At 46.4% G+C, this 15726-nt stretch carries 13 protein-coding genes; 2 read left to right on the forward strand and 11 right to left on the reverse strand.

Annotated features, from left to right (window positions below):
• The 10 genes from AAFP14_RS24120 to AAFP14_RS24165 all read right to left on the reverse strand — a co-directional run.
• Positions 1-3079, reverse strand: a 3079-nt coding sequence (locus tag AAFP14_RS24120) for a DUF4347 domain-containing protein (RefSeq protein WP_341734725.1), incomplete at its 3' end; no start/stop codon positions are given.
• Between the two features lie 416 nt (positions 3080-3495).
• Positions 3496-4014 (reverse strand): hypothetical protein, encoded by a 519-nt coding sequence (locus tag AAFP14_RS24125; RefSeq protein WP_341734726.1) that lies wholly within the window; start codon positions 4012-4014, stop codon positions 3496-3498.
• A 207-nt stretch (positions 4015-4221) separates the two neighbouring features.
• Positions 4222-4545 carry a YnfA family protein gene (locus AAFP14_RS24130; RefSeq protein ID WP_341734727.1) on the reverse strand — a complete coding sequence of 108 codons (324 nt, stop codon included), beginning with the start codon at positions 4543-4545 and terminating at the stop codon, positions 4222-4224.
• A complete protein-coding gene (locus AAFP14_RS24135) occupies positions 4542-4943 on the reverse strand; it encodes a P-II family nitrogen regulator (protein WP_341734728.1) in 402 nt (133 codons plus the stop codon). The genes AAFP14_RS24130 and AAFP14_RS24135 overlap by 4 nt, the downstream gene beginning before the upstream one ends.
• 16 nt (positions 4944-4959) lie before the next feature.
• Positions 4960-6522 carry an APC family permease gene (locus AAFP14_RS24140; RefSeq protein ID WP_341734729.1) on the reverse strand — a complete coding sequence of 521 codons (1563 nt, stop codon included), beginning with the start codon at positions 6520-6522 and terminating at the stop codon, positions 4960-4962.
• Positions 6523-6844: 322 nt separating this feature from the next.
• Positions 6845-7627, reverse strand: coding sequence for a DsbA family protein (locus AAFP14_RS24145; RefSeq protein ID WP_341734730.1), 783 nt, complete (start codon positions 7625-7627; stop codon positions 6845-6847).
• Positions 7628-7832: 205 nt separating this feature from the next.
• On the reverse strand, positions 7833-8345 hold the full coding sequence (locus AAFP14_RS24150) for a hypothetical protein (RefSeq protein ID WP_341734731.1): 513 nt from the start codon (positions 8343-8345) through the stop codon (positions 7833-7835).
• 113 nt (positions 8346-8458) lie between these two features.
• Positions 8459-8902, reverse strand: a complete 444-nt coding sequence (locus AAFP14_RS24155; RefSeq protein ID WP_341734732.1) for a hypothetical protein — start codon at positions 8900-8902, stop codon at positions 8459-8461.
• Positions 8903-8979: 77 nt separating this feature from the next.
• Positions 8980-9168, reverse strand: coding sequence for a CsbD family protein (locus AAFP14_RS24160; RefSeq protein WP_341734733.1), 189 nt, complete (start codon positions 9166-9168; stop codon positions 8980-8982).
• A gap of 319 nt (positions 9169-9487) precedes the next feature.
• Positions 9488-9691: a hypothetical protein gene (locus AAFP14_RS24165; protein WP_341734734.1), complete on the reverse strand. Its 204-nt coding sequence runs from the start codon at positions 9689-9691 to the stop codon at positions 9488-9490.
• A 337-nt stretch (positions 9692-10028) separates the two neighbouring features.
• On the opposite strand from AAFP14_RS24165, the gene urtA reads away from it, so the two are divergent.
• A complete protein-coding gene (urtA, locus tag AAFP14_RS24170; RefSeq protein ID WP_341734735.1) occupies positions 10029-12914 on the forward strand; it encodes an urea ABC transporter substrate-binding protein in 2886 nt (961 codons plus the stop codon).
• Between the two features lie 123 nt (positions 12915-13037).
• On the opposite strand, the gene AAFP14_RS24175 is transcribed toward urtA, so the two are convergent.
• Positions 13038-13511: a hypothetical protein gene (locus AAFP14_RS24175; protein ID WP_341734736.1), complete on the reverse strand. Its 474-nt coding sequence runs from the start codon at positions 13509-13511 to the stop codon at positions 13038-13040.
• Between the two features lie 198 nt (positions 13512-13709).
• Here AAFP14_RS24175 and uvrB point away from each other — a divergent pair, with 198 nt between their 5' ends.
• Positions 13710-15722: an excinuclease ABC subunit UvrB gene (uvrB, locus tag AAFP14_RS24180; RefSeq protein ID WP_341734737.1), complete on the forward strand. Its 2013-nt coding sequence runs from the start codon at positions 13710-13712 to the stop codon at positions 15720-15722.
• Positions 15723-15726: the final 4 nt, after the last annotated feature.

Consider the following 15726-nt stretch of genomic DNA (forward strand, 5'->3'; position numbering starts at 1 on the left):
CAAAGCTGATACTTCCTGTGGTTGCTAAGTAATCGCTATCGGCGGTAGTGGCAGTGCCGTCGGCAGTAGCATAATTGACGGTGACGGTTTGGGGACTGGGATTATTTAAGCTGACAGTAAATACAGCATTTGTAGTGCCACTGTTGCCTTCTGTTACCGTGACATTATTAATACTGATGCTACTGGAAGAAGATGGAACATCATCATTAGTAATAGTCCCCTGCCCAGTGGCTGTGGCGATAGTCCCATTGACAGGATTGCTGAGATTGACATTGAATGTTTCGTTAGTTTCTAATTTGCCATCACCATTGACAGGAACAGTAATTGTTTTGGTGGTTTCTCCGGCGGCAAAGCTGATACTTCCTGTGGTTGCTACGTAATCGCTATCGGCGGTAGTGGCAGTGCCGTCGGCAGTAGCATAATTGACGGTGACAGGCAAGTTAGAAACTGCTGAAAGGGAGGCAGTAAAGGTGGCGTTAACAGTACCCGTATTTCCCTCAGTGACAACTACATTATTGATAGAAATAAGGGGGGTATCGTCATTGGTGATGGTAGCAGTGGCAGTGTTGGCGGTGATGGTAGAACTTTCGGGGGCTGCGGTTAAATTCGGGTTGCTCAGGGTGACGGTAATTGTCTCGTCAGGTTCAACTAGGGTTTCTCCCAAGACATCAACAGAGATGGTTTTAGTAGTTTCGTTGGCGGCAAAGGCGATCGTCCCTGTGGCGCTATTAGCCCCCGCAGCATTGATATTATTGTAGTCTGCGCCGTTGGTTGCGGTTCCTGCGATCGCGTAATTTACTGTACTCGCTACCCCTGTACCACCGCTGCGGGTGACGGTGAAGGTGACGGGTTTAGTGCCGGAGTTGCCTTCTATTAAGGAACCGGTGGCTGGATTTGTGAGTGCGATCGCATAAGCAATCGAGTCATTGGCTGTAATTGTCACCGTAGCATTGCTGCTGGCTGGTGCGATCGTATAATTCCCATTTAGCAAATTCAGTCGCAGCGTCTCTGCCAACTCCGGTATTGCGTCATCCACCGGGGTGAGAATCACATCCACAAAGCTTTGCCCGTTGGGAATAGTGACGGGAAAGGTACTACTCAGATTGTAGTCAGCGGCAATGGCGGTGCTGCTGGCATCAATGGCAAGATTCACCGTCAAATTACCCACTGTGCTATCACTGCGACTAATGCGGAAAGTGCCTGGATCGATCGGAGTTTCCGAGGCAGAATTATCTAGTGCGGTGATGCTGACAGTCTGCTGTAGTTCCACAGCGCCGATGTCAACATTGCTACCAGAAACCCTGGTTAAGTTACGCTGATCCGTGGTAAGTGCGATCGCGCTGTTACCCCTGTCGATCGCGGGACTACCTAGATTGGGTACGTGAGTTTGCGTGGGGCCACCGTTATTTGCCAGTGCTCCGAGATTCGGATTAATGGGAGTGCCAGCAGTGCCTACTTGGTCGCCATTAACACCATTAGTGAAGCCAGTACCAGCACCACTATTTCCAATTAAGTTATTGCCCTGACTGGTAAATGTACCGTCTACATCGGGGTTTAAAGGGGCCGTGTTGCCAGCAATGATGGTGTTGCGGACATTTGCCGTCAAGGTGTTGAAAATACCGCCGCCTTGATTTGTGGCAGTATTGAGAGTCAGAGTGCTGCTACTGAGATTGAGAGTGCCACCATTCCTGATTGCGCCAAAGTTGGCTGCGGTGTTGGCAGAAAACGTACTGTTAGTAATGGTTGCCGTACCGTCGTTCTTGATCGCACCTGCATTTTGTGCAGCTCGATTGTCGTTAAAGGTGCTGCTGGTAACACTCAATGGCTGGGTATCGTTCCTGATTGCACCGCCGTCAGCCGCTGAAATATTGTTAGTAAAAGTGCTGTTGACAATGCTCAGTAGTTCGGTTCCGCCTCTGTGATAAATAGCACCGCCACCGTCGGTATTTTGTGCACTATTGCCCGCAAAAGTGCTGCCAGTAATGTTTACCGCACCGCCATCGATCAAAATCGCACCGCCGCCTTGACTCGCCGCATTGGCTGTGTTTTCGGTGAAAGTGCTGTCAACAATGCTTAAAGTACCGCCACCCTGCCGGATCGCGCCGCCGCCGAAACCGTTGACTGTATTGGCAGTAAACCTGGCACCAGCGATCGTGACTGTGCCACCCTGGTTGAAAAGAGCACCGCCGAGTCCCGCCGTGTTGCTGGAAAAGTTAACGTTGGTGAGGTTCAGGGTAACGCCGGAGGCGTTATTAATCGCACCGCCACCGCCAGCGGTATTCGCGTTAGCAAAGGTGAGGTTAGAAATGCTCACAGGGCCGTTATTAGTGCTGAGGATCTGGACTGCGCTGTTACCGCTGACTGTCAGGTTGGCCACCCCAGGGCCGTTGAGACTGAGGCTTTCATTAATAATGGGCAGTGGGGTAGCGAGGGCGATCGTCCCAGTAATGCCAGTTAGGTCAATAATATCTGTCCCAGGTGTAGCATTGGCTTGGGTAATGGCATCTCGCAGCGAGTTTGCGCCGGAGTCGTTGGTGTTGGTGACTCCGAAAGTAGCTAAAACGTGGCTGTAAGCTGCGATCGCCTCTTGGCTGAATGCTAAATCTGTGTCAATGGAACCAATGGTGACTTCTAAATCCCAGTTACCACCTAATCGATCGCTCCCTGTGAGAGTTTTAGAGGCGGCGATGTCTGCACCTGTGAGTTGATTGAGGCGTTGCAAAAATGAGCGTTCCGCTATGGGTGGGGCGATTTGTGCGGCCACGTTACAACCGTAGAGGAGAAGATCGGCGTTGGGAGTTAGGGCTTTTTTCCACTGCTCAAACCGATCGCCATATTCATCTAAGTTATCGGAATTTAGCTCCATTGCTCCCAGTTGTAAACTTCCTGGCCCGCCGTGAGAAATGATGTGAACGGCGGAAATATTGGTGTAGTTGGCTAGTAACTGGGTAATTTGCTCGACTCCATCGCGCGTGCGATCGAGTATCAATGTTTCTGTCTTTGGTTCTGTGCTTTGTGCAAGGCTTTGGTAATCTTCAACGCTTGGATCGATGAATACTATCTGCGTAATTTTTACCACGATCAATTCTCCTCGTAGATGCCAGGGAAATAGATCTCAAAAGTGGCAATAGTCTTGCCGAAAAAATTCAAATTAGTATTAAAAAATAATCCTTTGAATCCATTAGCTATGTCTGGGAAAGCTGGAAAAAGGCAAGATGTAATGCTTAATTATGAGTAACTTAAATTACCAAGACAACACTTAGAACAAATTTGTTCCCCATCCTATAAAATTGTCAGTAAATATAGCTATAGAGGCAATAAATATTGTTAATTCTCGTGAGCGCACACCCCACGACTTACGTAAATTCCTGCCTTGCACCAAGACGCGATCGCTCCAAAAGTCTTTCCCTTAATCTTTCTTTACACAGCACTTTTTATTTAGGTGGGACTACTTATTAAAAAGGTACGCATTAAAAAGGTACCCAGGGATAAAGTTTAGACGATCGATTTTGCGAGTAAGTATTTAGCCCGATCGACCTCTTGTCCGCTTCCTTCTACGATTAGTAAAATGCTGCCCTGAGAAATCTGCTGCTGATAGGCTTTAGCTTGCTCTGAAGTCAGCCCCAATCCAATTAAAGCCCCCATCAATCCGCCCGCAGCCGTGCCAATGCCACCGCTCAATAGCGTAAAGCCGATCGCCCCAGACAACATGACTTGACCCACCCCTGGAAGCGCCAGGAGTCCCATTCCCAACATCAGCCCGGTAGCACCCCCAAGCCAATTGCCCAGAAACATTCCTTTCTTGAGTCCAGTTGCAGTCCCTGCGATCGCCCCAAACGAGTCACAGGGAAGATTTAAAGAATTTTGCCCTTCCTCGCAGCTAGGCCCCAGCAAGAACACCTGCGCCAATGGAAAGCCTGAAAACACCAGACAATCGAGGGCTTGTCCGGCGTCTTCACGGCTAGAAAACCTTCCAAGGACTTGTCGCTGCTGGCTCAATATCGTATTAAACATGGCTAGATGCTAATAATTTAGTTTTTTCTGTATCTTTCACTACTATTTTACATATTTTTGAAAAAAAGCAACCATGAAAAAGTCTGATTGTCAGCAAAAATTGACAAAAAAGAGTCCGCAGGCTTAAGTTACCAGCGGACTCTTAGTCTGCGGAGGCAGACTTCCTAGGACAAGAAGCGGTTTCAAGCGCCGAATGATGCTAAGTAACTAACGGCGAGGTGCATACATAATCACCAAAACACCAAGTAAAGCAATCCATCCTCCGAGTAAATCGTATTTATCAGGAGCAATGCGATCGACAATCCAGCCCCACAGAATCGACAGCACAATAAAAACACCACCGTAAGCTGCATAGGCCCGCCCAAAAGTAGCCGGTTGTAGCGTTGGAACCACCCCATAAACTCCCAAAATAACCACCCCAATTACGGCTAACCAAGGGCTTTTACCTTCGCGCAACCACAGCCAAAACAAATAGCCACCGCCAATTTCGCAAACTCCAGCTACTACAAAAAGCAACAAAGATTGAATCATTTATTTTTGCGCGAATCGCTCAGCGTTGCAGGTTCTTCTATTGTCAAAGCAGCTTCATTTTCTTCGCCGGTGCGAATGCGAATTGCTCGGCTTACCGGAATAACAAACAATTTACCATCTCCAACAGTTCCTGTTTTTGCGACTGTGACAATGGTATCGACAACCGCATCGACTTGATCGTCATTCACGACAATTTCTATTCTGACTTTGGGCAGAAAGTCAACGGTAAAAGGTTTGCCTTCCATATCTAAGAGGCCCAAAAAGGCAAGGGGTCTCCCTTTTTGGCGCCCGAATCCTTTTGCACCAGTGACAGTCATTCCCTGAATCCCTAGTTTGACTAAGGCTTCCTTGACGGAATCTAATTTACCAGGCTGGATAATGGCAAGAACTAATTGCATAGATTTCAATTACCTATCAAGATTTAGAGGAAGGGATGTTATCGCGCAGGGGATGATTCAGATCCGAGGGCAAAAACAGGGGTTTGCCTTTGATTAAGCTGTCTCCAATCAGGTAAGCAAATCCTCCAACAAAGAAGGCGATCGAAATCCCGATCGCAGTCAAAGAATTTGTTTTGGCACTACCAGATCCAGTCAAACCGTAGTAGAAAATGCCACAAACCATGAGTAAATTCATGACTAAACCCAAAATAGGAATCACCACAGTTTTGATTGGGTTGTGTTCCTCCTCTAGCAAATGCTCTAGAGTAGCAACTAGCGTCACTCCGCAGGTAATTCCGTAGAGCATAAACGTGCCGATGTTAGAAACTAAGGTAACAATCGTGACGTTATCCACACTCTGCACTGCATAAGCACCAATCAAAGCCGAGAGTCCACTCAGAAAGTAAATCCCGATATGAGGCGTGTTGTAGCGCCCGTGTAAAAAGCCGAATACGGCCGGCAATTCGCGATCGCTCCCCATGGCATAACTAATCCGAACACCCGTTGACAGCGACGATAGCGCCGTCCCGATCAATGCCATAACGACTGTGCTGGCGATCGTCACTTGCAGCAGAAATCCGTTGCCAAACAGCAGCGTATCCCCCAAAATTTTCGCTATATCGCCGATCGGCGCACCGGAGGATAATGCGGCTGCAAATCCTGTTACAGTTTTGCCGTCAACAGTTGCAGTGTATTGGTCGCCGATAAAAAAATTAGCAGCGAAATACTCAAAAAAATAGCAGATACAAGCCTGAATAAATAAAGATAGAATTACACCACGAGGAATATCACGCTGAGGATTAATAGCTTCACCGGCCATCGCTGTTGCCGATTCAAATCCGACTAATAAAAGAATAGCGATCGTCGCCTGATAAATCAATCCCGATAAATCGTGAGGAACCACAACGCTCAAGGCATTTGCGTGTTCGTAATTCACATTTGGATGACCCAATCGGTAAACAATCATCAACAATCCCAGGAAGGTGAGAGAGCTAATTTGGACAATGTTGATGATGATATTAATCAGCGTCGAACCGGTAACGCCCATGAGCGCAACACTGCCCACCAGCGCCGTGAAGATAAAGCAAATTAAGGCTTTACTGAACCAATCTGCTGCAAAATCCGGGTTAAACAACTGCCCGATGTAAACGACCAGGGTTCCCATGAAGCTAATCATAATTCCGGGATACACCCAGTAATACAAGTGTGCTGCCCAGCCTGTGACAAACTTTGCCAAACGCGCCAAACGAAAGTGTTTGTGTTCTTCTTTTGCTAAGATTGCTGCTTCGGCATAGTAGTAGGAACTGCCCGCACCAGCTTCTGGGTAAGCTTTAGAAAGAGTTGCATAGCAACTTGCGGTTAGTAGGGCGATCGCAGTTGCTAGGGCGATCGCGGCCCACATATTTTTAGCGGAATCCGGCGGGGCTTGCAATTGATAAGTCGTCCACAGAAAAGCGCCCGGTGCAATCAACGCCATCGCGTTAATCGTAATTCCTACCAGTCCAAGAGTAGGCTTGAGTTGTCCATTGGAGTCAGTCATGGAATTTTGATTTTAGTATTGAGCCCGCCACCTGTAACTGGGCTTGTGACCAAATTACTTTGGGTCATTTCGAGCTGTTACATCGGTCACAGTTTGCATATAAACCCTATGTTTAATGTCAAAAAAATTATAAATCTGTATCTTATAATACATGAAGTCGCTAAAAGTCCCGTTTGATTTCGCTATAAGCTGTTATTGTCTATGGATGAGATGAAATATGGACTCCTTTGTTGATTGTTCCCAGGTTGGAGCCTGGGAACGCATCTTGAAAGGCTCTGCTGTGAGATTGGCACCCGAAAGTTTACCGCTTCCCCTTGTCTGACTATTTGGAGATACTAGCGAGAATGCTTTCCATTTCAGCAAGCTCGATCGCCCCTGAGAAGGTTTTGCCGTTCATGATAAAGAATGGAGTGCCTTCTATACCCAACTTTTGAGCTAGTTGCACGTCTTTCCCAATGGCGGCTTCGGCGGCGGGACTGTTGCGATCGCTGTTGAATTTATCTAATTTCAGATTGAGTTTTTGGGCGATAGATCCGTACAATTCCTCACCTAACTGTTTTTGTCCCTCAAACAAAGCATTGTAATATTCCCAGAATTTACCCTGCTGTTGCGCTGCCCAGGCTGCTTTGGCTGCTGGCAAAGCTTGAGGGTGAATGGAAGTCAAGGGAAAATGTTTGTAGGCTAAAGTAACTTTGTCCTGGTGTTTGGCCATAAACTGCTTGACAGTATCGTGAGCGCGGGCGCAAAACGGACATTGAAAATCGGAAAATTCTAACAGTACAATCTGTTGCGAGGCAGCACCGGTAATGGGAGCATCGCCGATGGCAGATTTAGGATTAGTTTTCATCTCCTGCAAAAATGACTGCTGCGCTGCTTTGAGAGTCTCTTGCTGTTGTTGCTGATATGCTTGTACCGATTCCAAAATTGCTTGCGGGTTTTCGCGGATGATTTGCAAGACTTGCTCTTTTAATTTGGGATCGACTGGATTACCACCGGCTGACTGGGCGGGGGAACAACCGATGAATACGAGGCAAAGAGCTAACAGTACACTAAAGCCCAGGGCTTGCTGGTGGCGGACTTTTCGCCAAATAGAGGATATGTTCATCTTTTTTTTTGCTAATTCACTTCACGGCAACACTTCATCCTACATTGGGAATTGGGAATTGGGCATTGGGCATTTGCGGCGCAGAGGATTGGTTGTAGTAAAACGAATTAAGCGGTAGAAGCTGGTGTTTTGAGATAAAACATTAAAGGGCGATCGCACTGACGATCGCCCTTTATTTCCTGTATGCGGCTCCTAGATGTTCAGACTATTTGCGACTGTTGAGCCACTTAGCAGCAACTATTCCCAAAATACCAGCCACCACTGGATTTCCCAAAAACTTCATCAAACTAGGCTGTTCGGCTAACACTTCTCGGAAAATATCCGGGTGATTGTGATAGGTAAACGAGGCTAATTTGGTAACATCGTCAGCATTCATCCGGCTAGCGTGGTGAGTAGAAAGCCCTAGCTGTTGTTCCAAGGTGCGATCGTTCAATCCTCTCTTGCTCAATTGCTTGAAAAATTCCCGCGCCACGTCATCCCGTTCGTTTGGTTTAATTTGGGCGATCGCTTTTTGCAATTCCGGTTCCAGTTGCGCCGGCGGCAAGGAGTCATGATTCAGAGAATTACCAAATAATTGTTTGCGCTGCTGTGGCGAGGTTCGCTGAGCAAAATCGTCAAAATTTTCGTATTCTTCCCCGGATGTTTCTGGCATCATTTCTCGATCGCCACTTGCCAAATCGCTCATGATTTGACGTTTGTAATTATCGCTGGTACTCATCGTATTTTTTTCCCATCTAGACAACATTTGTGTCTCACGTAGAGACTTTTTTGCCAATAATTAGCGGTATATTAAACCACAACTAGGCGAGATTTTTTAACTAACTAATTCGCTCAAGACTTGTATTCTATTTGATTTGATTGCTGGTCATACTTGGCAGTCAAAATCAGTTTTTTATCGGGCGCATAGACCAAAACTGTTACATCTTGGTTAGGAAAATTCTTGTGAAAACCTTGTGCTAAAGATTTCGCCAAATCCTTGACTTCTGTAGGGCGGACTTGGGGGGTAATCACAACTCCCAGCTTGTTGTTGTCGCGCACATAAGCATCTTGAACCAATCCCTTAGCCGTCTTTGTTACCCATTGACCAAAATCTTGACCTGCTGCGGTGTTCCCCTGTTCTAGCTGCGCGTAATTACCCTGACTGCCACCAATGGCTACAGGTGTATTCATCGGTTTTTGAGCTGAAACGCTTGGGGTGCAAGCTGTGGTAAAACTGAGCGTTAACACCAAGAGTAGTCCAACAATTATTTGGCGACTTTGCTGAAATAAACTCACCTTTTTTTCCTCCAATTTAAAACAATTTTGAAGATTAGAAAGGGTCTGTAATTGAGACCCTTTCACCAAACCAAATGTTACGCTTTGTCTATTACGTCTTTGACGGCATCTTTTGCGTCTTGGACTGCATGGCTGGTTTCAGCTTGTTTTTGCTTGGCTTTGCCTTCAGCTTTATCCTTGGGATCGCCAGTAACATTGCCAATAGTTTCTTGAGCTGCACCTTCGATGTTTTTGGCAGTTGCCTTTGCTCTATCTTCGATACTCATTGGTTTCTCCTTGTCTGTATTTAGTTTTACAGTTTCTACTTAAATTAATAATATTGATTGACGAGCTTATTTGCACTCCCTCTATAGGTAGAAAGAAGTCCATCTATTTTTTTTTGATTTTTGATGGGAAAATTGATGGAGGATGAGTTCACTGACAATTCTCCTTCTAAATTTTCCACTCAAAAATAGGTGCGAGCAAGATACTGTCTTGCCCACACCTTCTGGCTGATTCCTGTTTGCTAACGCGATTCCCGATCGCTTCGAGTTCGTGACAGGATAAATGCACACCTTGCACCTTGTGCCTTCTGCCTGCCTGCTGCTATGTATTGTGATGACATTCTTCATCGATTTTGTGCTGCATTTCTTCCTTCAACTGTTCCACAGCACGCATAGTGTTAGCATTGTCTTGTTTCTGCTGCCCCAGGGCTTTTTCGCTTTGCTCCGCGAGTAATTCCTGTTTGGATTTGGGTAAACTGACTTTGTTAGTGCTGTCTGTGATGGTTGCGTTTTCTTCAATATTCATTAGCCTTCACCCTTTTGTTTGACAAAAATATTTTAAATGTGTTTACTTGAAATCTAAGCATAGATTAATACTAAGAGAAATAAGGGGTATGTCCATCTGTCTGAAGGGAGATTGGGGAAAAGGTTAGAGGGCGATCGACACTTGACCGTCCCTGGGGCAAAATACGAGCTAGTTACAGATGGAGAGTCTGTACAAATTGCAAAGTTTTGTTGCGGTAGGGTTAAACAATTTACAAAATAACAGTTAGGATTCCGATCAACTCCCCCAAGATAGAACTAAAATTTATAAGTCAGTAAAAAGTATGTAAAACCCTATGGGAGCAAGGAGTAGTAATCCCTTGAAAGCAGCCGTCCCCGATCGCCAGCCAATAAAAGTAGGCGTGTTGCATTCGCTGACAGGCACCATGTCTGTCAGCGGAATTTCAGTTAAAGATGCGACGCTGCTAGCTGTTGGGGAAATCAATGCCAGCGGAGGAGTTCTCGGACACTTAGTGGAAGCAGTTATCGAAGATGGCGCGAGCGATTTGCAAACTTTTGCTCAAAAAGCTAAGCAATTACTCCTAGAAGAAGGGGTAGCCGTAGTATTTGGATGCTGGACTTCGGCAAGTCGCAAAGCGGTGCTTCCGGTGTTTGAGGAGTTCAATGGGTTGCTGTTTTATCCGTTACAGTACGAAGGACTCGAACAGTCTCGGCATATTTTCTATACTGGTGCTGCTCCCAATCAACAGATTGTACCTGGGGTGGATTATTTGCTGGGACTGTCGAAGCGGAAAATTTTTCTCCTGGGTTCGGATTATATTTTTCCCCGCACGGCAAATCAGATTGTGAAAGCTCAACTGGCGGCAGTCTCCGGGGTATTGGCGGGGGAAGTTTATCTGCCACTGGGTTCGAGGGATGTTGATGAGGCGATCGCCCATATTCTAGCAGTAAAACCCGATGCGATTCTGAACACTCTCAACGGCGATAGTAACGTGGCTTTTTTCCAAAAGCTGCGGGAAGCGGGAATAAAGGCGGATGAGTTGCCGGTGATGTCGGTAAGTGTAGCAGAGGAAGAAGTACGGGCGATCGGACCTGAAAACATTGCGGGCCATTTGGTAGTTTGGAACTATTTTCAAACAGTCGATACACCAGAAAATCGTGAATTTGTGAAAGCCTATAAAGAAAAATATGGGCAAGATCGAGTTACAGATGACCCCATCGAAGCTGCTTATTTGAGCGTTTATCTGTGGAAAAAAGCAGTAGAAAAAGCGGGTTCGATAGAAGTGGTAAAAGTGAGGGAGGCTGCTAAAAATATTGAGTTTGCCGCACCCTCTGGCATGGTGAAAATAGATGCCAAAACGCAGCATACCTGGAAAACAGTGCGCATTGGGAAGGTGAGGTTAGATGGTCAAATTGAGGAGATTTGGAATTCTGGCGCATCGGTGAGTCCCGATCCTTTCCTCAAAAATTATCCTTGGGCGGCTGCACTGATTTCCAAGCAGATATCCGTAGGAACTCGCGCTTCTTTGATCGGGCTGTTTACGATCTTGGTATTGATAACTTGGATGGCCGTGGGCATCGGGTGGATCGGTGCTACGGAGATGCAAAACTATGTGCTGGCGATTAAATCAGCCTCAGTGGAGGGGGGAGTTTCTGACGAAGTAATGGCGATGCTAGTGCAGCAAACTTTGGGGGTGGTGAGTCGCACTCAGCGTTGGCTGATCGGGGCTTGGATTTTGAGTTCGATCGCCGGCATAGTTGCTTTGGTGTCGGTTTCGGCACTGATTAGGAAGATTGGCTGGCTGCGAAAAACTGCATCCATGATTGCCAGCGGTGATTTGACGGCTCGATCGCCGATTATTTCTAATGATGCGATCGGCGTGCTATCTTCTACTCTCAATACAATGGCACAGCAAATTAGCAGTTTGCTCAACGGCTTAGAAGTGCGTCGCCAACAGCTAGAGGAACGTAGCCGGGAATTAGAAATCGCTAAGGACGCTGCCGAAGCCGCCAACCGGGCTAAAAGTACATTTTTGGCAAATATGACCCACGAATTGCGAACACCTTTAAATGCGATTCTCGGCTATAGTGAGTTGTTGCAAGAAGAAGCTCAGGAACTAGGCGAAGAAGATTTTGTGATGGATTTAGCCAGCATTAATATAGCAGGCAAGCAGTTGCTAGGTATTATTAGCGACATCCTGGATATTTCTAAAATTGAGGCAGGAAAGATGACTCTGTTTTTGGAGACTTTCTTGGTATCAAATGTAGTGGAAGAAGTGGTAACTACCGTTAAACCCCAGGCGCTGAAAAATAGTAATACTCTGGTGGTGGATTGCCCGCCCAATCTGGGCACGATGCGGGCTGATAATGCCAAAGTACGGCAAGCGCTGCTGAATTTGGCGAGTAATGCTGCTAAGTTTACTAATCGTGGTCAAATTACGATTAGTGTTTGGAAGGAAGAAACGGCGGTTTTTCCTAGCCCACATTCCGAGGAAAAACTCAATGTTGACTCTAGGTTTCACCCGCAGTCGATCGTGTTTCAAGTCAGGGATACAGGCATTGGTATGACTGAGGATCAGATGATGAATCTGTTCGGGGCTTTTTCCCAAGCGGATGACTCTACTACTCGCAAGTACGGCGGTACTGGTTTGGGGCTAATCATTAGCAAGAAGTTTTGCCAGATGATGGGCGGTGATATTACTGTCGAGAGCGAGTTTCAAAGCGGTTCTACTTTTACTATCCGGTTGCCGGTAGTAGTTAAAATCGAAACAGAAGCTGGGGGCGATCGAGAATTAGAACATCAGTCTGATTTATATTCACAAATAGATGTAGTAGAAGACGAAAACATGGATGAAGTGCGAGCGGCTATTTCCCTAGAACCAAATTCTAAAGTGCTGGTAATTGACGACGATCCAGACACACGGGATTTAATGACTCGCTGCTTGTCCAAACAGGGTTTTCAAGTGCATTCCTCCGCTAGCGGTGAAGGGGGGCTGCTGTTAGCTAAGGAGTTGCGGCCCGATGCGATTACTCTGGATGTAATGATGCCAAGCATGGATGGCTGGACGGTACTTTCTGCTTTGAAAGCAGACCCTGATTTGGCGGATATTCCGGTGATTATGATGACTTTTTTGGACGACAAAAATCAGGGTTTTGAGTTGGGGGCTGCGGAGTATTTGAGGAAGCCTTTTGATTACAAACGCTTTGCAGCTTTGTTGAATAAATATCAGCAGCCACCCAATTAGTTAGTGGTTATTTGTTATTAGTTATTTGTGAGTTAATACTGTAGTTTTGCTTGAGGCAATCCTAAAATATATAGTCTTTCACAACTAACTAATAACAACTAACCAATAACCACGAAGGACAACTTAATCTAAAAATCCCATTAAAGTAGAGCTATCGTCAATGTCATTGGAGGCAATGGGGCGATTTCCACCCATTGTGGAGTAAACTTCATCAATGTGAAGAGTGCTGACACCAACAGGCCGCGCACCGGACATACTGAACATTTCACTGACTTGCATCGTGCTAGAGCCGATCGGGCGTCTCCCCAAGGTAGCAACTACTTCCAAGTCACTGGCTTCTACCGGGCGGTTGCCGACTATGCCGTAGGTTTCGCTGATGTGTAGGGTGTTAACGCCGATCGGGCGATTTCCCGAAATCGAGAGGGTGTCGCTGACGGTAAAGTCGTTTGGTCCCACAGGGCGGTTGGGCAAGGCAGGGGGTAGATAGAGTTGAATTCCTGTTGCTTTGGGCTCGCTAGCTGCTGTCGCTTCGCTCTTAGAAGCTGCTTTACCACGACGGGCGATCGCACTGCCTTTACCTTTGGGGCTGAGACTCATAATTTTTTCCTTTTGATTATTGGGCCTTGATTGTTGGGTTCGGAAAGCTCTGGACTGAGAAAGCTACGTTTTTGAGCTTTCTGCTTTCTCTTTTGATGGATGATTAAAATAATATGATAAATCCTAACAATTTTCTCAACTAAATTGCAAATAAATTGAATTTTTGTTAATATTTATTAGTAATCGCTACAATATCCTATGGTAACTGCGGCAGCATCTTTTCAATTACAAGCGCCCTTTGAGCCTACGGGCGACCAACCGCAAGCGATCGCCCAACTCGTCCACAGCATCCAAGCAGGCGATCGATTTCAAACCTTACTCGGAGCCACAGGTACAGGCAAAACCTTTTCCATTGCAGCCGTGATAGAAAAGATCGGCAAGCCAACCTTAGTGCTCGCCCACAACAAAACCCTGGCGGCTCAACTTTGCAACGAACTGCGTAATTTTTTCCCCAACAATGCCGTCGAATATTTTGTCAGTTATTACGACTATTATCAACCAGAAGCCTACATCGCCGTCAGCGATACTTACATTGAAAAAACCGCAGCAATTAACGACGAGATCGATATGCTGCGACACTCAGCCACGCGATCGCTCTTTGAACGTCGCGATGTCATAGTCGTAGCATCCATTAGCTGCATCTACGGTTTAGGAATGCCCGCCGAATACCTGAAAGCTGCTATCCCTTTGCGAGTAGGAATGGAAATCAATCAGCGGCAAGTTTTGCGAGATTTAGTCAACGTCCAATACAGCCGCAATGACATAGATTTAGGTAGAGGCAAATTTCGCGTCAAAGGCGATGTGTTAGAAATTGGCCCCGCCTATGAAGATAGAATTATCCGCGTAGAATTCTTCGGGGACGAAATCGATGCCATCCGCTACGTTGACCCAGTGACAGGTAAAACAATTCAACAAGTAGAAGCTTTAAACATTTATCCAGCCCGCCACTTTGTCACGGCAGAAGATAAATTAGAGGCTGCTTGTCAAGGCATAGAACTTGAATTGGAAGACAGGCTGGTAGCATTGGAAAAAGACGGTAAACTATTAGAAGCTCAGCGAATAGAACAGCGCACCCGCTACGATTTGGAAATGCTGCGAGAAGTAGGTTACTGCAACGGAGTTGAAAATTACTCGCGGCATTTAGCAGGCAGAAATGCCGGGGAACCGCCGGAATGTTTGATTGATTATTTTCCCAAAGATTGGATGTTGGTCATAGATGAATCCCACGTCACAGTGCCGCAAATTCGAGGAATGTATAACGGCGACCAAGCGCGCAAAAAAATATTGATCGAACACGGTTTTCGTTTGCCCAGTGCGGCCGATAATCGCCCTTTGAAAGCAGAGGAATTTTGGCAAAAAGCTAATCAGTGCATTTTTGTGTCGGCAACGCCGGGAGATTGGGAAATTGAAATTTCAGAAGGCAGAGTAGCCGAACAGGTAATCCGGCCGACAGGAGTAATCGATCCGACGATATTTGTACGTCCGACGGAGGGTCAAATTGACGACTTGTTGGGTGAAATCAAAGAAAGAGTTAGCCTGAACGAGCGGGTTTTGGTGACAACTTTAACCAAGCGGATGGCGGAAGATTTAACTGAATATTTGCAGGAGAGGGGGATTAAAGTCCGGTATTTGCACTCGGAAATTCAGTCGATCGAACGGATTGAAATTATCCAAGATTTGCAGGATGGAAAGTTTGATGTTTTGATTGGGGTGAACTTGTTGCGGGAGGGTTTGGATTTACCGGAGGTGTCTCTAGTTGTAATTTTGGATGCGGATAAGGAGGGGTTTTTGCGATCGGGACGTTCTTTGATTCAAACTATTGGGCGGGCGGCGCGCCACATTCAGGGACAGGCGATTTTGTACGCGGATAATTTGACGGATAGCATGGTTAAGGCGATCGATGAAACCGATCGCCGTCGGGGAATCCAGTTGGCGTATAATAAGATGCACGGGATTACGCCGCAGCCGATCGCGAAAAAGCGATCGAGCAACGCAATTTTGGCATTTTTGGACGTGTCGCGGAAGCTGAATTCTCACCAGTTGGAGGAGGTTTACGAACACGCAAACGAGTTATCTTTGGATGAGATTCCTGATTTGATTAAGCGGTTGGAAACGCAGATGAAGGAGGCTGCGAAGAAGTTGGAGTTTGAGGAGGCTGGTAAATTGCGCGATCGCATTAAGCATTTGCGGGATAAGCTATTGGGACATTAAGGAA

The organism is Microcoleus sp. EPA2 (assembly GCA_020882975.1).
In the GTDB taxonomy this organism is placed as follows: Bacteria; Cyanobacteriota; Cyanobacteriia; order Cyanobacteriales; family Microcoleaceae; genus Microcoleus.